Here is a 19,604-nt window from a genome sequence, read left to right on the forward strand (position 1 = left end):
CCCTAATCCGCGATGTCACCAAGCGCGGGCATCGAAGCGATGACGATGGTGTCATGCGCGATTGGCGGCAGGGTGGGCAGGGGCCGGCGTGACAGGTCGCGCGCCGCGGCCTGAGACATTCCGAAGGCCATCAGAATGTGTTCGGATATCTGCTCGGGGTAGTCGCCGGGGGTCGTGCCGCTGGTGATCGACACCATGGCCGCTGCGACCGCACCCATGAGGATGTCGCGACCGATCTCTGCCGTGGGAATGTGGAACAGTCCTTCGTCCACGCCGCGCCGGATCGTCACCAGCGAATTGTGCCAGACCATCTCGCCAAAGGTATGCCCCGGTGCGCTGGAATGGATCATCGCCCAACCCCACGCGGGGTTCTTTTCCGCCGCATGCAGATAATAGCGGATGGCGACAGCGCTTTGTTCGGCGGCATTTTCCAGCGCGCCGAACATGTGATGCACAGCGCGGTCGAATTCCCCGGTCATTTCTTCAAGCAGCTGGTAGCGCAGCGCTTCGAGATCGTCGAAGTGGTTGTAGAAGGTGCCCCGCGCAACGCCCGCCGCCTTGCAGATGTCCTCGATCCGGACACTGCGTCCGTCCGCACGCCCGTAGCAGTCGAAGGCTGCGGTGAGAATCGTGTTGCGCGACTTGGCCCGACGCGCGGCGCCAATCTCGGCACGGCGGTGGTTCTGCGCAGTGCGATACCCCAAGCGGACAATGACGTCGTCGGCGTTCCCGGTATTTTCTGGCATGCGCGAAAAAAGGCCTCCGGCGATGGATTGCGACTGGCTACTTCCAAGGTATGCCGCAGCCGCAAAGCCAGGGCCACCCCGAAGTGGCACCACCCAGCCAATTCCACTCTGCGAAATTTGCAAAATGACTATTTGTTCAAATTACGATCTGCTGTAGGCTTTGGATATGGCGGCGGTAGGGCTGCCAGCAACGAGGGCCCGGGAGAGCCCGCAGGGAGGACAGCAACATGAACACACGACAACGACCGGGTTAAGCCGTCCGGAGGCGCGATCCCGCGCCATCACCCGACATTTCCGTGACTAACGCAACAGCGCGCGAGACGCACCCATGGGGGCGCGGCGGCTTCTGTTTGCCTGGTCTTTGGTGGGCGCTCTGCGCCAGCCGTCACACGGCGCCGAAACGGCGACCGTCCCGAAAACTTTTGACTGAGAGAAGGATAACATCATGGGGATTAACCGTATCGACCACGCCGCCATCAGGGTCGGCGATCTCGGCCGCGCGCTTGCCTGGTACGAGGACGTGCTGGGCCTGACCGTGCTGTCGCGTGACGCCGAAACCGTCCACCTGGCGTGCCGCGGCAAGGCCGCAGACATTACGTTGGTCAAGGGCACGCAATCGCTGGAAAACTTCACATTTGGCGTCGACGACCAAGAGGATCTCGACCGGGTCGAGAGCATCCTGAAAAAGGAAGGCGTGGCGGCCGAGCGTCTGAGCGGCGACAGCCGTCCGGGCGAGGGCGCGACGCTGAAATTCCACCTGCCGTCGGGCCACGAGCTGCGGCTTTGCACCGGCGGGGCCGAACGCCGCGCAGGCATTTCGGACTTCGATGCCAAAGGCTCGCACATTCCGACCGACATGGACCACATCAACCTTCTGGGCGAAGTCGATCCGGCGGTGATGCGCGACTTTCTGATGATGATCGGCTTCAAGTCGTCCCTGAACATTTCCGTGGGCGGGCAACTGGCAGGCATCTGGCTGCGCGGCTCGGCCTTTGACCATGACATCGCTTACATGCAGGCGACGCGCCCGTCAGATCGTCTCCACCACGTCGCCTTTGCCGTAGAAGACGGCAACCATTACTTCCGCCTGTCCGACCGCCTGCTGGAAAGCGGCCATCGCTGGGAATTCGGCCCGGGACGGCACAATGCGGGTCTGGGCAAATCCACCGGCTTCGGCACCAACAACTACGCTTATGCCTTCGACCCCTTCGGCAACCGCAATGAGTTCTCGTCGGGGATGGAGCAATTCGCCGACGACGCGACCCCGCTCGACGTGAACATCGCACCCGAGCAACTGACGGACGTGATGAACGGCTGGGGCTACGAGATGGCCGAGACCTTCATGACGGTGGGATCGTGAGCCTGTCGGCTGAAACCTTCCTGGCGGCGCAGGACCTTGTCCTGCGCTTCTGGGCGGTGGTGGACGAGGTGGACGACACGCCCGGCGCGGCTCTGTTCACCCCCGAAGGCGCGCTGGTGATCGAAAGCTTTCGCGCCGAGGGCACGGCAGAGCTGTCCCGCTACTTCGCCGCCCGCCGCACCCTGTCTGCCGAACGGCAACGCAGCACCCGGCATCTGTGTACCAACCTTCGGGTGCTGCCCGGCGAGGGCATACGGCTCGCGGCGACGGTAACGGTGTTCTCCGGCACGGGGTCACGCCCCTTGCCACTGGAGGCGCCGTCCTCTCTGGCGGACTTCACTTTCGATTGCCTAAAGACGCCGGACGGCTGGCGGTTTCGCGAAGTTCGCGGGAAGCTGGTGTTTGCCGGGGCCGACACGCCCGACCTGACGAAAGCCGCGCAGGCAGCCAAGGGAGCCCCGGCATGAAGCGGGTCGCACTTGTCCACGGCTGGGGCGGCTCCTACGCCGCGACATGGCAGGCCGATGGTTGGGACGACGCGCTGCGCGACGCGGGGTTCGAGCCGGTCGGCGTCGACATCGCGGGGCATGGTCCGCAGGGCGGTCCGCATGATCCGCAGGCCTATGCCGATCTTGCCAGCGATCTTGCCGCGAAACTGCCCGCCGGGTTGCACGGCGCCATCGGGTTTTCGCTGGGGACCAAGCTGCTGTTGGAACTGGAGGCACGCAATCCCGGCGCGAACGGCAGGCTGGTGCTGGGCGGGATCGGCGACAACCTCTTTGCCCCCGAAGCCGCCGGTCCGGCCCTTGTCGCGGCCCTGCGTGGTGAGGCGACGGACCATGCGCCGCAGGTCGCAGCCCTTCTGGCTTACGCGGCCAAAAGCGGATCGGACCCCGCCTGTCTGGCCGCCGTGCTGGAGCGACCCGCGAACCCGGTCCTCACGGCGGAACGCCTCGCCGCCGCAACGGCGTCGATCCTGATTTTCAACAGCCGCGCCGATGCCGTGGCGCAGCCCGATGCGCGGCTCGTCTCGGCCCTGACAGGCGCCACGCATCAACTGATCGATGGCCCCGGCCATGTCGGCCTGACAGCCGACGACCGCTTTCGTGACGCGGCCATCGCATTCCTGACTGATTGAACCGCATAGGGAGGAGAAGACCCATGTTTGACGACACCACATCGATGATCGACCGCGTTCGCGCGATCCTGCCACAGATCAAGGCCAACGCGCCAAAGGCCGAAGCGGACCGCATGGTCCCGGCGGAAAACATCGACCTGCTCAAGGGCACCGGCCTGCACCGGGCCTTTCAGCCGAAGGCCTACGGCGGTCTGGAAATGCCGGTGCCCGACTTCGAGAACTGCATCGCACTGATCGCCACCGCCTGCGGATCGACCGCCTGGGCGATGTCGCTGCTGGCGGAGCATTCGCACCAGATCGCGCTTTATTCCAAGACGTTGCAGGACGAGATCTGGGGCGAAGACCCGGACACGCTGTCCTCGTCCTCAATCGCGCCTTACGGAAAGGCGGTCGAAGTCGAGGGCGGTGTGCGCTTTTCCGGTGAATTCGGCTGGTCCTCGGGCTGCGACCATGCGCAATGGGCGATCCTCGGGTTCCTGAGGGACGACGCGGAGATGGGCAAGGTCTACAGTTTTGCCATCGTGCCGCGCGCCGATTATGAAATCAAAGACAACTGGTTCACCGCCGGGATGCGCGGCACGGGGTCGAAGACGCTGGTGGTCAAGGATGCCTTTGTGCCCAACCACCGCATAGAAAGCGTGCCCGCGCTGATGACGCTGACTTCGGCAGGAGGCAATCTCTACCCGGACAGCCAGATCTATCACGTGCCCTTCATCTACGTCTTTGCCAGCTGTTTCTCGGCGGTCAGCCTCGGCATCGCAGAGCGCATGATCGAGCTTTACACCGAACGCACGCAGGGCCGCGTGCGTGCCTACACCGGCGCGAAGGTCGGCCAATCGATCCCGGCCTGCATGCGCCTGGCCGAAAGCACCCACCAGGTGGCGGCGGGCCGGGCGTTTCTGGAAAAGACATGGGCCGAGATGCGCGACCATGCCGCACGCCACGAATACCCGACGCCGACGCAGATGGCTTTCTGGCGGACCAATCAGGCCTATGCGGTCAAGATGTTCGTGGCGGCGGTGGACCGGCTGTTCGAAGCGTCGGGCGGGTCGGCATGGTTCGACGATGCCGAGGCGCAGCGCCTGTTCCGCAACAGCCACATGACCGCGGCGCATGCCTATACCGACTACGACATCTGCGCGCAGATCCTGGGACGCGCGCTGATGGGTCTGGAGCCCGATCCCTCGCTCTTCTGATCCATCCGGGCCCGCTTCGCCCACCGGGGCGGGCCCGTCCTTCCCGTCAGATTTTCCCACCCATCTGGAGGTCCCCCATGGCCAGCATGACTTTTCCCGCCGAGAGCGGGTTCGATCCGCGCGCCTTTCGCGCAGCGCTCGGGTGCTTTGCCACCGGTGTCACCGTGATCACCGCGCAGGCGGATGGCCAGCGCGTCGGCGTCACGGCCAACAGTTTCAACTCGTTATCGCTGACGCCGCCGCTGATCCTATGGAGCCTGCTCAAGACCTCGTCGAGCTACCCCGTCTTCGAGGCCGCAAGCCATTTCGCGGTGAACATCCTCGCCCAGGACCAGATCGACCTGTCGAACCATTTCGCCCGCCGAAGCGACGACAAGTTCGCCGGGATCGACGTCACCGAAGGGCAAGGCGGATGCCTGCTTCTGCCCGAGACCTGCGCCAAGATCCAATGCGCCCGCGAAAACATTCTCGACGGCGGCGACCACTGGATCCTGATCGGCCGCGTAACCGGATTCGAGACCTCGGAAAGCGCGCCGCTGCTGTACCACCGGGGTCAATACTCGCTGGCGCAGCCGCACCCGCAGGTGGCGGCCCAATAGGCCCCGGCTTTCGCCGTCTTCGAAAAACTCAGCGAGGAGACCTTGTGACGGTGACCTACACCCTTGGCGACGCAGCGGTCGCGCTGACCGTGGCCGCCGAACCAGCCCAATCCATCGACGGGGGGGCGGCGGATTACACAATCCTGCCAGGCGGCACGACGCCGGGGATGCTGTACGCGAAGCAACAGTCATGGGGCACGTTGCGGCTGAACGGCGCGACCAAGATCCAAGCCCTGTATGGCAAGGATTTCAACGTCGAACGCGGCTTTGAATGCGATGTGAAGGTGTTCTGAAACCGTCCAAGACCCGGAGGCGATCCGGGCTGACCCAAACCAAAGGATTCCCCGTGCCTCGGACTTCGAAAAAGACCATCATTTCCTGCGCCGTGACCGGCTCCATCCACACGCCGTCCATGTCCCCTCACCTGCCGGTGACCGCCGATCAGATCGCCGAAAGCGCCATCGCCGCCGCCGAGGCCGGGGCCGCCGTGTTGCACCTGCACGCGCGCATGCCGAAAACGGGCGCGCCGAGCCAGGATCCTGCGCATTATGCCGCCTTCCTGCCGCGCATCCACGCGGCCACGGATGCCATCGTGAACATCACCACCGGCGGCGGGTTGGGCATGTCGATGGAGGCCCGCATCGCCCCTGCGCTGCAGGCCGCACCAGAGCTGGCCTCGCTCAACATGGGGTCGTTCAACTTCAACATCGCGGCGGCGGAAAAGAGCTGCCGCGATCCACAGCCGTGGGAGATCGACTACCTGCGCGGCACCCGCGACCTCATCATGTCCAACACCTTCACCCAGATCGAGACGGTTCTGGCCAAACTGTCCGAAACGGGCACCCGTTTCGAGTTCGAATGCTACGATACGGGCCACCTTTATAACCTAGCGCTTTTCGCGGACCGGGGTCTGGTGAAGCCGCCGTTCTTCGTGCAGGCGATCTTTGGTATCACCGGGGCGCAGGGCCCCGACCCCGAAAACCTCATGCACATGCGCGCCACGGCAGAGCGGCTTTTCGGCGACGATCACCTGCTGTCGGTGCTGGGCGCAGGCCGGTCGCAGTTCCCTTTGGTCACCATGGGGGCGATCCTTGGCGGGCATGTCCGCGTCGGGCTGGAGGACAATCTCTATATCGCCAAGGGTCAGCTCGCGCAGAGCAATGCGCAGATGGTCACCAAGATCCGGCGTATCCTTGAGGATCTGGGCCACGAAATCGCCACCCCGGACGAGGCGCGCGCGATGCTCGGGACCAAGGGCCGGGACAAGGTGTCTTTCGGATGAGGGCCGGATTTCGCGCCCGCCTGCGCGCGCCCGAGCCGGTGCTGGGCACCTTTCTCAAGATCCCCTCGACCCAGCCCGCCGAGATCCTCGGCTCTCTGGGCTTCGACTTTGTCGTCATCGACGAGGAACACGCGCCGCTGAACCCCGAGACGACCGATGCCATCCTGCTGGCCTGCCGGGCGCACCGCATGGCGGGACTGGTGAGGGTACGTCAGCCCGGCGACATCCTGCGCGTGCTGGACAGCGGCGCCAATGGTGTGCTGGTGCCGCATGTGACTTCTGCCGCCGTCGCCCGCGAGATCGTCGCCCTTGCGCGGTATGCGGGTGGGCGTGGCCTCTCCCCCACCACCCGCGCCGGAGCGTTCGGTGGCATGCCCGTGGCGGACCACATGGCGGCGCAGGATGCACGAACTGCCGTCATCGCAATGATCGAAGACGCCGAAGCCTTGGACCGGATCGATCAGATCGTCGCGACCGAAGGACTCGACGCGATCTTCATCGGCCGCGCAGACCTTGGGGCAAGCATGGGCGCGGCAGCGCAAGATGGGGGGCTGGACCGCGCGGTCGCGGGTCTCTTGACCGCGGCGAAATCATCGGCTCTGCCCGCCCTCGTGCTTGCAGCCGACCGCACCGACGCCACCGCGATGCGCGATCTGGGGGCGACCGGGTTTCTGACGGGGTCTGATCAAGGGTTCCTGAGGACTGCCGCAACCGCCGCACGCACCCGATTGTTCGAGTGACAAAACGCCAGACCGATAGCGGCGCGATGTGGTTCGGCAAACCGTTTCGCCACACGGCAGTTTGCGCGCGGCGGCAAATTCCTGATCGATCCGAAGCGGGAAGAGCATGCGCACCGCTCCTTCTATAGGGTGTACGCACTGTCACTGGATGAAGTCGGTGACCGTCGCGGCGGTCAGCGGCGCGAGCGCAGGCGGCCCAGAATCTCATCCGCGTTTAACGGAACGCCGGGCGCAGCACAGCGTTGCGACAGGACCACATCGCGATTGTCGAAGATGACGGTGCGAAACCCGGTGGCGGCGAAACCGTCGATCGGCGCCTGTGGCCAGTGCGCAATTCGGCTGCCTTGCCCGTGAATGAGAACCAAGGGCGTCGCAGATTTGGGGGCCGTGGTATTCAACCGCGATTGAGAGGCCGTTTGCCCGAATGATCTGGCTTCCATAAGGTTTTCCGTTCTTCAGCAAGGTCCGAATGTGCATCACGCCACGGCGTCAAGGCGTCCGGCATCTTTGCCACGAACAACCCAGCTTCCTTTTTTGTAGCGCTGAGCATACCCTTCACTGCCTTCCAGTGTCACAAGCGTCAGCCAGTCGTTGTCGAAAAGCGTCCGGACATCAGGCTTGCGTTCCAGAACGCGGTCGATCATCACGACGGGTGCCTCGATGGCGACGACGAGCCGGCTTGGCACATGGCGCTGTGCCGCACCGTCGTGCACGGATTGCCACGGCAAGCCGACCCTGAGCGGACCGCCGTTGCCCTCGAGCACGCCGAACCCGCCGACGACGTTGTGCAACAGCTTGTTGCCCGCTCCGAACATCTCGGACGCGACCGTCGAGCCGTGATATTGCAGCGCGATCCAGCTTGCGACGACGACCGGGGCGCTCAGGATCAGTTCCAGCGTCCTTGCCCCCTCGTCCTGCCGCCAGTCGTAGTCATGGAGAAAGACTTGGCCATCGAGGTCGCGCCCGACTGTCCGGGTCCGTGGTGCGGCAATGAAACCACGGCATCCCGCAAGCCCCCATTCGGGCCGGACTTCGGACCAGTCGCGTCCCCGCCGCGCCAGCGATTCAGCCGATCCGCGCGGCAGCGTTTGCGCACGTTCTGTGCGGGTCAGCGCGCCGGCCATCGACAGCGCGGCACGAAGACGATCGACATCAGCCCGGTGGCTCGCGGGCACCGCGTCGGCAAACAACTGAACGCTATCAGCGACCGTGTCGTGCAGTCCGGCAACGAAAAGCGTCTCAGCAGGGATCGTCACACCGCGGCTTTTGAGAGCGCCGCGCACAGCCTTGTCGTTCAGGAGCGCCGCTAGAAGGCGCGCGTTGACGTCGCCGGCGAACCCGCCACAGGCCCCGCATTGCAGCGCGCTGGCTTGGGGCGCATTGGCGACTTTTGCGCCGTGTCCACAGACCAGCACGAGTGGGGCAAAGCCCTCTGTCAGCGACATTGCCCGCAAAGTGCTGTACGCAAACGCCGTGCGTTCGTCGAGAGACAGGTCGAGCTCCGGGGCTGGATCGTCTGACGAGGAGAAGGCAAGGCCGAGGCCGTCCTGGACGAGCTTGCCGACATAAAGCGGCCCTGCGGCCTCGACGAAAGCGAAGGCCGAGACAGCCGCTCGTTTGAAGCGTCCCCAGGCCCGAACAGTCCGCAGCCGGACCCGCGTGCGTGTCTCCGCCTGAGCATCTCCCGGTGAATGGGTCGGGATTCCAGGGGCCAGCAAAACCGGGCAGCGCGCTTCGTGCGTGTCCGAGGAAAAGGCTTTGTGGCGGATCGGAAGCCCGAAGAAACCCGCGAAGCCGATCGTACGGATCGTCGGATCGGATGCTTCCAGCGCGCGGCGCAGGCGTTCTGAGCGCACATCAATGCAAAACGCGGCCTGAATCGCGGGCGGGCCGGCTGGATGCGTGCCCGTCTCCCCGCAGAGCGACACGGCCAGACGGCGTTCCGCGCTCAGATCGACAGCGTCCTGAAGCGCGGCATCAAGCAGCATGTCCGGCGCAATCGGGATCGGCTGCGCACAGGCGGTCTTCACCCGCTCCCATGCCGCAAGCCGCGCCGCACCGCCTGCCTTCAGAAGGGCAACCTCCCAGACAAGGCGCAGGGTCAGCAACTCGAACAAACTGCTGTCGCGGGTCCCGTCGCGTTCGGCGGTCCAGCCGAAATGGCGGGCGTATTGCGCCCAGCCTGAAAGCGTCACAAGCAGCCGGTGGAAATAGAGCGGTGCGGCCTCGGCGGGCAGTTCAAGTGTCTGACAGGCATCCGCGAAGGCCGCGCGCGCGTCCGTCGGCATCGCCGCCACAAACGCAGCGAACCCGGGCAGGCCCGCAAGCCCCACGGTCAGGTCGCGGCTGGCATAGGCCCGCCACGCCGCCCAGACCCCGGTCTCGGGCGCGGGCCAGAACGCCTGCCCCCGGTCGAAATGCGCCGCCGCCCAATGACCGATGCGTTCCTCGACAAGGGCTGGCCAGTCGACGCCGTCGTTCTCGAACGCAATGTCGGCAAGCGTTGGCAGCCCCTGCTCAGTCGGTGATGCCGTCTTGCTTGCTTGGGCAAGGCGGTCCGCGTCGATACCTTTGGCCGCTGCGGCGTCGTTTAGATCCGCCGCGCTCACCTCGCCAGCCTTGATCATCGCGGCCACCGTTTCGCGCGGCACAAACAGCCGGCCCGCACCGACGCGCGCCATGCGTGCGGCCGCTTCAAGGCGGCTCTCGCCCAGCTGGCCGAGCCAGGGATTAACCGCGACGGTCGCTTCGAGCGGAAAGGCAGGCGGGATCTGCCGCATGGCATCCTCGGCCGCGGCGAAGAGTTCGAGGGTGTGACCGGGCCAGGTCATGTACGCTTTCATTTTGTTGCTCCCTGTTTCGGGGTCCAGCGACCGGACAGCCGGTCCGAGATGGCGTTGAGGTAAAGGCCGTTCATCAAGTGGACCCGCAGTCCCGCCGCCGCCGGGTGCCCGGCCCAGAGCGGAAAGGTCGTCTGTGCCACCGCAGCAACCGCGAAGCTGGCTAGCGCAAGCACGATCGTCGCCCAGATCAGCCCGTCAGGTGGCGGGGGCGGTGGTAGCGTCCCTGCCGAGAGCCATGTCGCGGACTGCTGGAACGCAAAATAGGCCACCGTCGCGCCGACCGACAACGTGATGGTGCGCCAGGTGAGCGCGCGCGGTGCCAGATCAGCAAGCCCTTGGGCGATCAGGTAGACGACGCCAAAGATCAGGATCGCACCCAGAGCGACAGTCTGCGGCGGCTTCGCGGTGATCCCGAAACCCAGCCCGACGATGACATAAAGCGCGAGCGCCAAGCCGAAGGCGCGCGTAACCGCAGCCAAGTTTGGCACTGCAACGGCTCCGGGGCGGCGGATAGACGCCACGTCCTTCACCGCGCCGCCCGAGGCAAGAAAGGCATGCGCCTTGTAGAGCGAATGGGCCACTATATGCAGCAGCGCCAGCGGGAAAAGCGCGAGTCCGCATTGAAGCACCATGAAGCCCATTTGCGCGCAAGTGGACCAGGCGAGCGCCGTCTTTACAGCCGGTTGCGTCAAGGACACGGCGGCACCAAGAAGCGCACTGAACCCACCGATCAACGCCAGCACGGCAAGCACGCCCGGTACGCTGATGAGGACATCTGCAAAGCGGATCAGAAGAAACCCGCCCGCGTTGACCACTCCGGCATGCAAGAGTGCAGAAACGGGCGTCGGGGCTTCCATGACTTCGGTCAGCCACCCATGCGTCGGCAGGAGCGCAGACTTGATGACCGCAGCAAGCCCCAGAAACAGCGCGGCCAGCCACAGCCAGTTCGCCCCCTCGCCGACCCGTGCCGCCGCATTGATTGTTGCAATGTCCGAAGTGCCGAAGCCCGCGACAAGGATGCCGCCCGCGATCAGCAGCGCCGCGGTTGCGACGATCCCGCTCACCGCCTTTTTGCGGGCGGCGCGACGTGCCCGTGGCCGGTCCGGGTAATGCACCAGCAACCGATGCAGCGTTACGCCCGTCGCGGCCCAGCCGACAGCAAGCTGGATGGCGTTCCCCGCGCTGACCAGAAGCAGAACGCAGGCAATTGTCGCCGCCATCCAGCCCATGAACGCGGGCTGCCGTGCGTCACCGTCGAGAGCCACACGGGAAAACCGCAGGACGATCCAGCCAACGAAGGCGACTGTCAGCGTCATCGCGACGCTGACGATGTCGGTGCGCGCCGAAAAGCCAATCGACGCTGCGCCCAGCAGCGGGCTGGTCGAGGCTCCCGTCAGCGCGAGACCTGCAGCGGCGACAATTCCAGCCGCCAACGCCCCGAGAGCCGCAAACTCGGGAAGCCGCAGTCGCCAGTGTGCCCGTGCGGGTGGCTTGAGACCTAGTGCAAGCGTAGCGGCGGCAAGGGCCGCTGGGGCAATCAGAAGCAAGAAACTCATCGGTGACCTCCGGGGCTAGGGCTCCGGTCGATGTAGAGAGGCTGTCGATTGAAGAAAAATACATTGTATGGATAGATTTGTTCTATTTAAGTGAACGTCATGCGTCTGAACTATCATCATCTCAGGTATTTTCAGCAGGTCGCCCGGGAAGGGAACCTGACCCGTGCCGCAGCGCAGCTTAACCTGTCGCAATCTGCGCTCTCGACACAGATCCGGCAGCTTGAGGAGCGGCTGGGGCACGCGCTGTTCGAGCGCACAGGTCGGACGATGAAATTGACCGAGGCCGGACGGATCGCGCTCGATCATGCCGACCGCATCTTCGATGTCGGAGACGATCTGCTGGCGACGTTCACTGGAAAAAGCGCAGCGTCCGCACCCCTGCGGGTTGGTGCGCTGTCGACGCTGTCCCGAAACTTCCAGCTTCGTTTTCTGCGACCGGCTCTGGCCGGGAATGCCGAACTGGTGCTGTCCTCAGGCAGCAGCCAGCCATTGCTGCGGGCGCTGGAGGATCTCGCCCTGGACGTTGTGCTGCTGACCGATTCCCCGCCGCGCGACACGTTCCCGTCGCTTGTTGCACACCGTATCGCCGAGCAGCCGGTTGCCCTGCACGGAAGGGCATACCGCCTTGACCATCCCACGCTTGCCGATCTGCTGGCGTGTGAACCCGTGATCCTTCCGACCGAAAGCTCGATCCGCACAGGGTTTGACAGTCTGGCCGCACGCCTTGGCGTAAGCCCAAAGATTGCCGCGACAGTCGACGACATGGCTATGGTCCGGCTGCTTGCACGCGAAGATGTCGGGCTGGCGATCACACCTGCTGTTGTGCTGGCTGACGAACTGGCGCTGGGGCTGCTCGCCACCGCGCGTTTCCCGCTCGATATCGTCGAAAGCTTTTATGCCGTGACCGCTCCCCGCACGTTTCCACATCCTTTGCTCGAAAGGCTGATAGCGCACCCGATGGAGGCCGAGGAGACGTGAAGCAAGCCAGCTTTGCGGACGCTAGCCGATCATGCTCTGAAGCACTCAGCCTTCCGTGTGAGTGCTGCCTTTTTCGGCCTGTGACCGAAGAAGTCGTACAACGGCTTCTTTGGAGAGGCGGATCGTCTCGGCGTTGACTGTACCTGCCCGTTCGGAATCGCCACGCTCGATCGCTTCTACCAACTGGCCCCAGAGCTGCGCGGATTCAGTGCGGCGTTGCGGGCTGTGCAAGCCAAGCTGGGCATAACGCAGGGTTTGACGCCATAGCGTTTTCAGCATCGCCAACAACCGCGGGTTTCTGGCGGCGTCTGCAATGATCTGTCCACATTGAGAGCTGAGGGCTGAGTAAAGGTTGGTATCAGCGGCGTCAAAGCTCTGCATATCTTTAACGATATTCTTGAGCTGTTGCAGAGCTTTAGGTGTAATGTTCTTCGCAGCGTTCTGCGCCGCGAGCGAGGACAACACAGCGCGAATGTCGAACAACTGCTCGACCTCGTCGATGGTCAGTTCGGTAACTTGAGCGCCCCGTCGCGGGGAAAATGTCACCAGGCCTTCCTGTTCGAGAAGGCGCAGGGCTTCGCGGATAGGCCCGCGGCTTACATTATACGTTGATGCGAGCGGAACCTCGCGGATCCGCTCGCCAGGCTGATACTCGCCCGCAAGGATAGCCGAACAGATCCCATCCGCGATCTGTTCGGGCAGGCTAAGCATCGTGCCCTGCGGACGAAAGCGGATCGTATTCTGAAGGGTCTGCTGCGGCAGATTTTCCTGTTCGCGGTCAGAGTTCATCGTATCGCCTCTGCAACAGACGTGGCATTCCACGCCTAACATCAAATACCCGCCTGCGTCCTGACATTCCGGGCGAAGGGGGTCACGGACGCAGCCGTGCAACCGTCTGTCCCTCTGCCACAGGGTCATCCTTGCTGACAAGGATTTCCACGATTTCACCGGAGCAGGGCGCCCCGACCGGGATTTCCATCTTCATGGATTCGAGTGTGACGACAGGATCGTCTTCGTCAAGGCGCTGTCCGACTTCAACGTCTACGGTCCAGACGACTCCGGTGATGTTGGCAACGATGTCGATGGTCTTGGTCATAGTGGTCTCTCAGGTTGAGGTTTTGGAAGGGGAAGCGCTCAGGCGTATGGCCAGTTTGCCAAACGCCGTTTGCCGAGGCCGCCTGTCGGCGCGCGGTTATGCAATTCCAGGGCGCGGATCAGATGAGATCTGGTCTTTTCGGGCGTGATCACGGCTTGGGCCGAGAACATTCCCGCAAGCTCAAAGGGGGAGCTATCCGCCGAAAGGGACGCGTGAAGTGACTTGAATTGCTCTGGGTCGTCGCGGGCGCTGACACCATGCACGATATTCACGGCGATTCCCGGATCCATGAAGCTGGCTTCCGCCCGGTCCCATAGAATGAACTCGTCAGAATTCGCGCCGCCGCCCATGTTGACGAAGGCAGCACCATAGGTTTTGCGCAGCACGACAGACAGTTTGGGCACAGACGCCATTTGCAGCGCCTGAATGTTAGACATGATTTTTGCGGGCATCCCGCGCAGTTCACCCTCCATCCCAACCAAAAAGCCGGGCTGGTCGACCAGCTGGACTACCGGGACGTTAAACGAATCGCACAGAACCAGCAGGTTAATTGCTTTGCTACACGCGTCGTAGTCGAGAGCACCGCCTTTGTGCATCGGGTTGTTCGCGATGATACCAACGGTCCGTCCGTCGAGCCGCGCGAGTCCCGTAACCAAATTCTGCGCGAACCGCTGCTTGAGGGGAAAGAAGCTGTCAGCATCGACCAGCGCATCCAGAACCTTGCGCATGTCGTATACCCGCGCGCGGTTTTCGGGGACGATTGTACCCAGCATCTCTGGGTCCACTTTGGGCGCAATGCTTGCCACGCGGGGCGGTTGTTCCCCGGCGTGAGACGGCAGATAGCTCAGGAATGTGCGGATCGCGGCGATCGCTTCTTCATCCGTATCGACAACCTGGTCAATCAGGCCTGATTTGCGGGCATGCATTTCGCTGCCGCCCAACTCTTCGGGGTCGATGTCCTGGCCGATCGCCTGAGCGGTCACGCGCGGGCTGGCAACGGCCAGGATGGCGCCTTTGCGCATGACAGCGAAATCCGAAAGGCAGGTGTACCAGGCGGACGAACCAAATGCCGGCCCCAGAACGGCGCTGGCCCAAGGGGTTTCGCGGATCCGTGCGTATTGCTGGGAATCCCAAGCCGACGCCCCCATACCGCGTGCGCCCATATTGTCCGGGATCCGTCCGCCCGACGATTCGCCCAGAAATACCAGCGGCAGGCCGTTGGCGCTGGCCATTTTTTTGGCATAGGCGATCTTGCGACCATTAACGGTGCTCGACGACGCGCCCATGACCGTAAGGTCGTTGGAAACTGCCGCAACCTGGCGACCGTCGACAGCGCCAAAGCCCAGCACCTTTCCGTCTGCCGGGGTACGATCGCGGTCTTCAGCGCGTTCCGAGGCCGCGAAGAGCCCAGCCTCATGAAACGCGCCATCATCAAACAGCAGTGCCATGCGTTCGCGGGCGTTCAGCAGCCCGGCGTTACGGCGGGCCGCCAGTTTCCGTGGTCCGCCCATCCCCAGCGCCCTGGACTTGCGAAGTTCGTAATCTGTCATATGGCTTCCTCCCCGCATATGCTTCGGGCACGATTGAAAGATTGTCAACAATCATAAAATCAACAATAGGGTTGACGACAGTCGGACTGGTGTGAATGATCAGGGCCGAAGCAGGGAGGACATTATGCAAGGCACGACAGACGAACGGCGGGGGCCGCTGGCTGGATACAGAGTGCTGGAACTATGCAGCACCATCGCCGGTCCTGCTTGTGCCAGGCTGTTTGCCGACTTTGGTGCCGAGGTCATCAAGGTCGAGCCGCGCGACGGCGATTCCGTGCGCAGCATCGGCGGGCTGGACCGCAACGTTTCTCTCTATGGCGCAGGAATTTTGCGCAATAAATCAACGGTTTCAATAAACCTGAAAACCGATGAGGGGCGCGATTTGCTCCTTGATATGGCCCAGAACGCCGACATCGTGATCGAGAACTTTCGCCCCGGCACGATGGAGCGGCTCGGCTTGGGCTATGATGTGCTTTCTGCGCGTAACCCGCGCCTGGTTCTGGTTCGGATCAGCGGCTACGGGCAGGATGGCCCCTTGGCGACAAAGCCTGGATACGGCGCGATCTGCGAGGCCTTTGCCGGTGTCCGGCATCTGACCGGCGATCCTGATCGCCCACCTACACGCACCGCGCTTGCTGTGACGGATTATGTCACCGCAGTCTACGCGGCGTTTGGCGCGCTGATGGCGCTGATGGAAGCTCAGAAAACCGGACAGGGGCAAGTTGTCGACGCCGCGCTGTATGAAGCAGCGTTTTCCATGATGGAAATGGTGGTGCCCGATTACGACCGCCTGGGCGTGGTCCCGTCCCGCCAAGGGTCGCGGTTGCCTGGCACGGCGCCCAACAACCTCTACCGGGCTTCGGACGAACGCTATGTGTTGATCGCGGCCAACAACAATGCAGTGTTTGAGCGCATGGCGCGCGCGATGCAGCGCGATGACCTTTGGAAAGACCCGCGGTTTAATACGATCCGGGGACGCAACACCAACCACACGATCCTGGACGAAGAGGTCGCAGCCTGGGCAGCAACGCTGCCCGCCGCAGAAATCGTTGAGCGGATGGAGGCCGAGGGCGTTCCGGTATCGCTTGTGAACACTATCGCCGACATTTTCGTCGATCCGCATTTCAGGCATCGTGAGATGTTGCTCGAGCTTCCGCATCCTGTCCTGGGAACCGTAATGTTGAACGGCGTTGTGCCGAAGCTCTCGCGCACCCCGGGCGAGGTTCGGCATGCGGGCCGCCGCATCGGCGAAGATACCCATGCTGTCCTTAGCCGTCTCTTGGGACTGTCAGACGTGCAGCTTGCCCATCTCACCGAGACCGGCGTTATCCACCAGAATGCAGGGGTGGCCAGCGAATGAAGACCGATACAAAGCCGGTTTGGCACACCGAAATTGCTGATATCGAACATCGCCGCGCCCTTGCGCGCGAGATGGGCGGAGACGAGGGCATCGCAAGGCAGCGTCGTTCCGGCAAGCAGACTGTCCGTGAGCGCGTCGACCAACTCTGCGATCCTGACAGCTTCCGCGAGTTCGGGTCTCTGGTTGGCAAGGCCGTCTATGGCGACGACGGCGCGCTGGAATCCTTCACGCCGGCGAACGCGGTTGTCGGCACCGGAAAGGTCGACGGCAGGACCATTTGTGTTGCCGCAGATGATTTCACCATCCGGGGTGGCTCGTCCGAGGCCGCAAATCCCGATAAATGGGTCTACCTTGAGCGCCTTGCGTTGGAGTCAGCCAAGCCGCTGGTGCGACTGGTCGATACGGCCGGCGGCAGTATCAAGCTCCTCGATCAGAACCAGACGACGCGGTTCCCCGACTATTCCAAGTGGCCCATCCTGCCGTTGCTGGAAGCGGTGCCGGTTGTGAGCGTGGCCATGGGGGCATGCGCGGGACTGGGCGCGCTGAAGGTCGTGGCGTCGCACTTCTCCGTCATGGTGCGCGATACAAGTCAGGTTTTTGCCGCGGGCCCGCCCTTGGTGCGGCAAGCGCTGGGGGTCGAGATCGACAAGAACGACCTTGGCGGATACCGCGTTCATTCGCGAAAATCGGGCATGGTGGACAATGAAGCGGTCGACGAGGCCGACGCCTTGGACCAGACGCGCCGATTCTTGTCATTCCTGCCGCCGAATGTCTGGACGCTGCCGCCGGTCGTGAAGACTGACGATCCTACTGACCGCGAAGATGCCTGGTTGGACTCGGCAATCCCTCACGACCGCCGCAAGGTTTACGATCCGCGTAAGATCCTGGACACGATCTTTGATCGCGGCTCTCGGTTTGAGATCGGTCGCTATCACGGCAAATCCGTGATCACGTCGCTTGCGCGTCTTGGTGGGGTGCCGGTCGGCGTCATGGCCGGGGACCCGCGTGAGATGGGGGGGGCAATGACCGCCGCTGCATGCCGCAAGATGGAACAGTTCATTGAACTGTGCGACCGGTTTCACTTGCCAATGATCAATTTGGTCGATCAGCCGGGCACGATGGCGGGGCTTGACGCTGAGCTTGCCGGAACTGTCGGCAATGCTTTCCGCATGATGAAGGCGATCGAGCGGGCCAAGATCCCGTGGGTTACGATTGTCCTGCGCCGGGCATTTGGTCTGGGTGGAGGACTGCACGGAGCGCAGTTTGGCCTTGATGGGGCCCGTCGCCCGCTCAACCATCGCTTCGGATGGCCTTCAGCGCGGTGGGGGTCGATCCCCGTCGAAGGCGGAGTACGGGCTGCTTTCCGGCGCGATATCGAAGCCGCTGAAGATCCCGCAGGGACGCAAGCAGAGCTTGAAGCGCACTATCACGCGCTCAGTAATCCCATGCGGACTGCCGAGCGGTTTCTGATCGTCGATATCGTCGAGCCACGAACAACACGACGGCTTTTGTGCGAATGGGTCGAGCTGTGCTCGGACAGATTGCGCATGATCGTTGAAGGAGTTCCGAGACAGAACTGAGGAACGATTCCAGAAGCCCGGGGAGGGGTGTCTGGGTAAAGACCAACAACCACAGGGAGGAAACCATGAGCTATTCAAACGTCCTGTTCAGGCTGGCAGGTGCCGCGCTGACGGCAGCACTGGCTCTACCAAACGTCGCCATTGCAGCCGATTTCACCATGCGTCTGGCACACCACTATCCCGATGTGCACATTCAAGCCGGTCCGCTGCGCACCTTCGTGGAAGAGGTCGAGCAGAACTCGGAAGGGCGCATCGAGATCAGTGTGTATCCGGCCGAGACACTGGTTTCGGGCCGCGAGATGCTGGAGGCGGTCGAAGGCGGTGTCGTGCAGGTCGCGCCGATGCCGGGGAACTACCAGACCGGTGCAATTCCGCAGCTGGACTACATGACTTATCCCTTCATGTTCGACGATGCCGAGCATTTCCGGCGCGCTGTCGATGGTGGAATCTTTGATCTGCTCGCCACCGAGTACGAGCAGCGCGGGATTACCTTGTTGAACTACTATCACAAGGGCGCGCTGCACTTCATGCACCGCTCGGCCTTCCTGAACACCCCTGCCGCCTTCGACGGCGAGCGTATTCGCAGTCTGGGTTCGACGATCAGTGCGCTGATCGAAGCCATGGGCGGCAATGCTCTTTCGGTCCCTTTGGGTGAAGTCGACGCCGCCATCGAGCGGGGCATGATTGACGCGATTACCACCAACTGCGCCGCTCATCTGTCGCGTGGCTGGTCGCGTGGGCTGCCTTACGTGACCTACGTGGACATGTCGCAGGGCGGCGAAGGTCTGGGCATCAACACGGATTTCTTCGAGAGCCTGCCAGACGACCTGCAGCAGGTTGTCAGTGACGCGGCGCAGCGGATGGCTGATGCAGAATGGGATCTGATGATCGAATACGACACCCAAACCTGTCCTCGCCTCTGGCAGGAAGCGGGGATCAACGTTCATCGCACGACGGACGAAGAACGTGCTGCCTTTGTCGATGTGACCCGCCCGATATTTGCGCGCGCAGTTGCCGACAATCCTGCGCTTCAAACCTATCTCGACATCGCTGACCAGACCCGGTGACCCCATGACCCAGCCCCGCAAACCCCTCATTGACCGGCTGGCGTCTGCCCTTCAGATGTTGGCGGGGCTGGTGATCCTTGTCACTGCTGCCGGTGTCACGCTGAACGCCCTTGCGCGGTTCGCCTTTAGCCGAGACCTCTCGCTGATCAGCGAGCTAGGCGGGTTCGTCTTTCTCGTGGTCATTTTCCTCGGCCTTGCTGCAACCTTCCTATCAGGGTCGCATGTCTCGGTTGAGCTGCTCTCACTGGTTGTTCCCGAACGCTTCTCGCGTTGGTTTGAAACGACTGTAGTGCCGGTCTTGTGTTTCATCTTCGTGACTGCCCTCCTGGTGACCTCGACGATGATGACACTGCGGTACTTTCATTCTGGCCGCGTCACGATCGGCCACTACCCGTTGCCGTATTGGGCGATCATCGCGGTTGTTCCGATTGGAACGCTGATGCTCGACCTTGTGCTCATTCGTCTCATCATCCTCAGACTGCGTGGCCGCTGAGCGCCGTTCTGCTGATCCTA

Annotated in this window: 20 protein-coding genes; 13 read left to right on the plus strand and 7 right to left on the minus strand. The window is 63.1% G+C overall.

Annotation, left to right across the window (positions count from 1 at the left end; translation table 11 throughout):
- Positions 1-2 precede the first annotated feature (2 nt).
- On the minus strand, positions 3-746 hold the full coding sequence (locus EAE28_RS15505) for a TetR/AcrR family transcriptional regulator (RefSeq protein ID WP_127107881.1): 744 nt from the start codon (positions 744-746) through the stop codon (positions 3-5).
- Positions 747-1,191: 445 nt separating this feature from the next.
- Between EAE28_RS15505 and EAE28_RS15510 the strand changes: the two genes are divergently transcribed.
- The 8 genes from EAE28_RS15510 (at position 1,192) to EAE28_RS15545 (ending at position 7,061) form a co-directional block, all read left to right on the plus strand.
- Complete coding sequence (locus tag EAE28_RS15510) at positions 1,192-2,106, plus strand: VOC family protein (protein WP_127107883.1); 915 nt, start codon at positions 1,192-1,194, stop codon at positions 2,104-2,106.
- Positions 2,103-2,573, plus strand: coding sequence for a nuclear transport factor 2 family protein (locus tag EAE28_RS15515; protein ID WP_127107885.1), 471 nt, complete (start codon positions 2,103-2,105; stop codon positions 2,571-2,573). Before EAE28_RS15510 ends, EAE28_RS15515 begins: the two co-directional genes overlap by 4 nt.
- Positions 2,570-3,244, plus strand: coding sequence for an alpha/beta fold hydrolase (locus EAE28_RS15520; RefSeq protein WP_127107887.1), 675 nt, complete (start codon positions 2,570-2,572; stop codon positions 3,242-3,244). The genes EAE28_RS15515 and EAE28_RS15520 overlap by 4 nt, the downstream gene beginning before the upstream one ends.
- Before the next feature lie 23 nt (positions 3,245-3,267).
- A complete protein-coding gene (locus tag EAE28_RS15525) occupies positions 3,268-4,440 on the plus strand; it encodes a p-hydroxyphenylacetate 3-hydroxylase oxygenase component (RefSeq protein ID WP_127107889.1) in 1,173 nt (390 codons plus the stop codon).
- Between the two features lie 77 nt (positions 4,441-4,517).
- Positions 4,518-5,039: a flavin reductase family protein gene (locus EAE28_RS15530; protein ID WP_127107891.1), complete on the plus strand. Its 522-nt coding sequence runs from the start codon at positions 4,518-4,520 to the stop codon at positions 5,037-5,039.
- Positions 5,040-5,089: 50 nt separating this feature from the next.
- Positions 5,090-5,332 carry a hypothetical protein gene (locus EAE28_RS23985; RefSeq protein WP_181954497.1) on the plus strand — a complete coding sequence of 81 codons (243 nt, stop codon included), beginning with the start codon at positions 5,090-5,092 and terminating at the stop codon, positions 5,330-5,332.
- Between the two features lie 53 nt (positions 5,333-5,385).
- The gene (gene kce / locus EAE28_RS15540; RefSeq protein WP_127107893.1) at positions 5,386-6,321 is read left to right on the plus strand and encodes a 3,5-dioxohexanoate:acetyl-CoA acetone transferase; all 936 of its coding nucleotides are present in this window, start codon (positions 5,386-5,388) and stop codon (positions 6,319-6,321) included.
- A complete protein-coding gene (locus EAE28_RS15545) occupies positions 6,318-7,061 on the plus strand; it encodes an HpcH/HpaI aldolase family protein (protein ID WP_127107895.1) in 744 nt (247 codons plus the stop codon). Before kce ends, EAE28_RS15545 begins: the two co-directional genes overlap by 4 nt.
- 173 nt (positions 7,062-7,234) lie before the next feature.
- Here EAE28_RS15545 and EAE28_RS15550 read toward each other — a convergent pair whose 3' ends face one another.
- Genes EAE28_RS15550 through EAE28_RS15560 form a run of 3 tightly spaced genes read right to left on the minus strand, consistent with a single transcriptional unit; the run spans position 7,235 to position 11,460 of the window.
- Positions 7,235-7,501 carry a hypothetical protein gene (locus EAE28_RS15550; protein WP_127107897.1) on the minus strand — a complete coding sequence of 89 codons (267 nt, stop codon included), beginning with the start codon at positions 7,499-7,501 and terminating at the stop codon, positions 7,235-7,237.
- A 36-nt stretch (positions 7,502-7,537) separates the two neighbouring features.
- On the minus strand, positions 7,538-9,904 hold the full coding sequence (locus EAE28_RS15555; protein ID WP_127107899.1) for a YbcC family protein: 2,367 nt from the start codon (positions 9,902-9,904) through the stop codon (positions 7,538-7,540).
- Positions 9,901-11,460, minus strand: a complete 1,560-nt coding sequence (locus EAE28_RS15560; RefSeq protein WP_127107901.1) for a proton-conducting transporter transmembrane domain-containing protein — start codon at positions 11,458-11,460, stop codon at positions 9,901-9,903. Before EAE28_RS15560 ends, EAE28_RS15555 begins: the two co-directional genes overlap by 4 nt.
- Positions 11,461-11,559: 99 nt before the next feature.
- On the opposite strand from EAE28_RS15560, the gene EAE28_RS15565 reads away from it, so the two are divergent.
- Positions 11,560-12,438: a LysR family transcriptional regulator gene (locus EAE28_RS15565; RefSeq protein WP_127107903.1), complete on the plus strand. Its 879-nt coding sequence runs from the start codon at positions 11,560-11,562 to the stop codon at positions 12,436-12,438.
- Between the two features lie 45 nt (positions 12,439-12,483).
- Here the strand turns inward: EAE28_RS15565 and EAE28_RS15570 are convergent, their stop codons facing one another.
- From EAE28_RS15570 to EAE28_RS15580, 3 genes are all read right to left on the minus strand, one after another.
- Complete coding sequence (locus tag EAE28_RS15570) at positions 12,484-13,227, minus strand: GntR family transcriptional regulator (RefSeq protein WP_164736656.1); 744 nt, start codon at positions 13,225-13,227, stop codon at positions 12,484-12,486.
- An 82-nt stretch (positions 13,228-13,309) separates the two neighbouring features.
- Positions 13,310-13,534 (minus strand): acyl-CoA carboxylase biotin carboxyl carrier protein subunit, encoded by a 225-nt coding sequence (locus EAE28_RS15575; protein ID WP_127107907.1) that lies wholly within the window; start codon positions 13,532-13,534, stop codon positions 13,310-13,312.
- Positions 13,535-13,572: 38 nt separating this feature from the next.
- Complete coding sequence (locus EAE28_RS15580) at positions 13,573-15,084, minus strand: acyl-CoA carboxylase subunit beta (RefSeq protein WP_220443946.1); 1,512 nt, start codon at positions 15,082-15,084, stop codon at positions 13,573-13,575.
- Positions 15,085-15,208: 124 nt separating this feature from the next.
- On the opposite strand from EAE28_RS15580, the gene EAE28_RS15585 reads away from it, so the two are divergent.
- The 4 genes from EAE28_RS15585 to EAE28_RS15600 all read left to right on the plus strand — a co-directional run bounded on the left by EAE28_RS15585 (position 15,209) and on the right by EAE28_RS15600 (position 19,584).
- Positions 15,209-16,444, plus strand: coding sequence for a CaiB/BaiF CoA transferase family protein (locus EAE28_RS15585; protein ID WP_127107911.1), 1,236 nt, complete (start codon positions 15,209-15,211; stop codon positions 16,442-16,444).
- A complete protein-coding gene (locus EAE28_RS15590; protein WP_127107913.1) occupies positions 16,441-18,024 on the plus strand; it encodes an acyl-CoA carboxylase subunit beta in 1,584 nt (527 codons plus the stop codon). Before EAE28_RS15585 ends, EAE28_RS15590 begins: the two co-directional genes overlap by 4 nt.
- A 65-nt stretch (positions 18,025-18,089) precedes the next feature.
- On the plus strand, positions 18,090-19,091 hold the full coding sequence (locus tag EAE28_RS15595; protein WP_127107915.1) for a TRAP transporter substrate-binding protein: 1,002 nt from the start codon (positions 18,090-18,092) through the stop codon (positions 19,089-19,091).
- Between the two features lie 4 nt (positions 19,092-19,095).
- Entirely contained in the window at positions 19,096-19,584 is a 489-nt protein-coding gene (locus EAE28_RS15600; protein WP_127107917.1) for a TRAP transporter small permease subunit, read from the plus strand.
- Positions 19,585-19,604: the final 20 nt, after the last annotated feature.

The sequence above is a fragment of the Pararhodobacter zhoushanensis genome (assembly GCF_003990445.1).
Taxonomy (GTDB): Bacteria; Pseudomonadota; Alphaproteobacteria; order Rhodobacterales; family Rhodobacteraceae; genus Pararhodobacter; species Pararhodobacter zhoushanensis.

Excerpts from the sequence above, each read along its gene's own strand:
- EAE28_RS15510 (WP_127107883.1), top strand. The coding sequence starts at position 1,192 with ATGGGGATTAACCGTATCGACCACGCCGCCATCAGGGTCGGCGATCTC.
- EAE28_RS15570 (WP_164736656.1), bottom strand. The coding sequence starts at position 13,227 with ATGAACTCTGACCGCGAACAGGAAAATCTGCCGCAGCAGACCCTTCAG.
- EAE28_RS15550 (WP_127107897.1), bottom strand. The coding sequence starts at position 7,501 with ATGGAAGCCAGATCATTCGGGCAAACGGCCTCTCAATCGCGGTTGAAT.
- EAE28_RS15580 (WP_220443946.1), bottom strand. The coding sequence starts at position 15,084 with ATGACAGATTACGAACTTCGCAAGTCCAGGGCGCTGGGGATGGGCGGA.
- EAE28_RS15600 (WP_127107917.1), top strand. The coding sequence starts at position 19,096 with ATGACCCAGCCCCGCAAACCCCTCATTGACCGGCTGGCGTCTGCCCTT.
- EAE28_RS15565 (WP_127107903.1), top strand. The coding sequence starts at position 11,560 with ATGCGTCTGAACTATCATCATCTCAGGTATTTTCAGCAGGTCGCCCGG.
- EAE28_RS15520 (WP_127107887.1), top strand. The coding sequence starts at position 2,570 with ATGAAGCGGGTCGCACTTGTCCACGGCTGGGGCGGCTCCTACGCCGCG.
- EAE28_RS15560 (WP_127107901.1), bottom strand. The coding sequence starts at position 11,460 with ATGAGTTTCTTGCTTCTGATTGCCCCAGCGGCCCTTGCCGCCGCTACG.
- EAE28_RS15505 (WP_127107881.1), bottom strand. The coding sequence starts at position 746 with ATGCCAGAAAATACCGGGAACGCCGACGACGTCATTGTCCGCTTGGGG.
- EAE28_RS15545 (WP_127107895.1), top strand. The coding sequence starts at position 6,318 with ATGAGGGCCGGATTTCGCGCCCGCCTGCGCGCGCCCGAGCCGGTGCTG.
- EAE28_RS15595 (WP_127107915.1), top strand. The coding sequence starts at position 18,090 with ATGAGCTATTCAAACGTCCTGTTCAGGCTGGCAGGTGCCGCGCTGACG.
- EAE28_RS15555 (WP_127107899.1), bottom strand. The coding sequence starts at position 9,904 with ATGAAAGCGTACATGACCTGGCCCGGTCACACCCTCGAACTCTTCGCC.
- EAE28_RS15585 (WP_127107911.1), top strand. The coding sequence starts at position 15,209 with ATGCAAGGCACGACAGACGAACGGCGGGGGCCGCTGGCTGGATACAGA.
- EAE28_RS15575 (WP_127107907.1), bottom strand. The coding sequence starts at position 13,534 with ATGACCAAGACCATCGACATCGTTGCCAACATCACCGGAGTCGTCTGG.
- EAE28_RS15525 (WP_127107889.1), top strand. The coding sequence starts at position 3,268 with ATGTTTGACGACACCACATCGATGATCGACCGCGTTCGCGCGATCCTG.
- EAE28_RS15530 (WP_127107891.1), top strand. The coding sequence starts at position 4,518 with ATGGCCAGCATGACTTTTCCCGCCGAGAGCGGGTTCGATCCGCGCGCC.
- EAE28_RS15590 (WP_127107913.1), top strand. The coding sequence starts at position 16,441 with ATGAAGACCGATACAAAGCCGGTTTGGCACACCGAAATTGCTGATATC.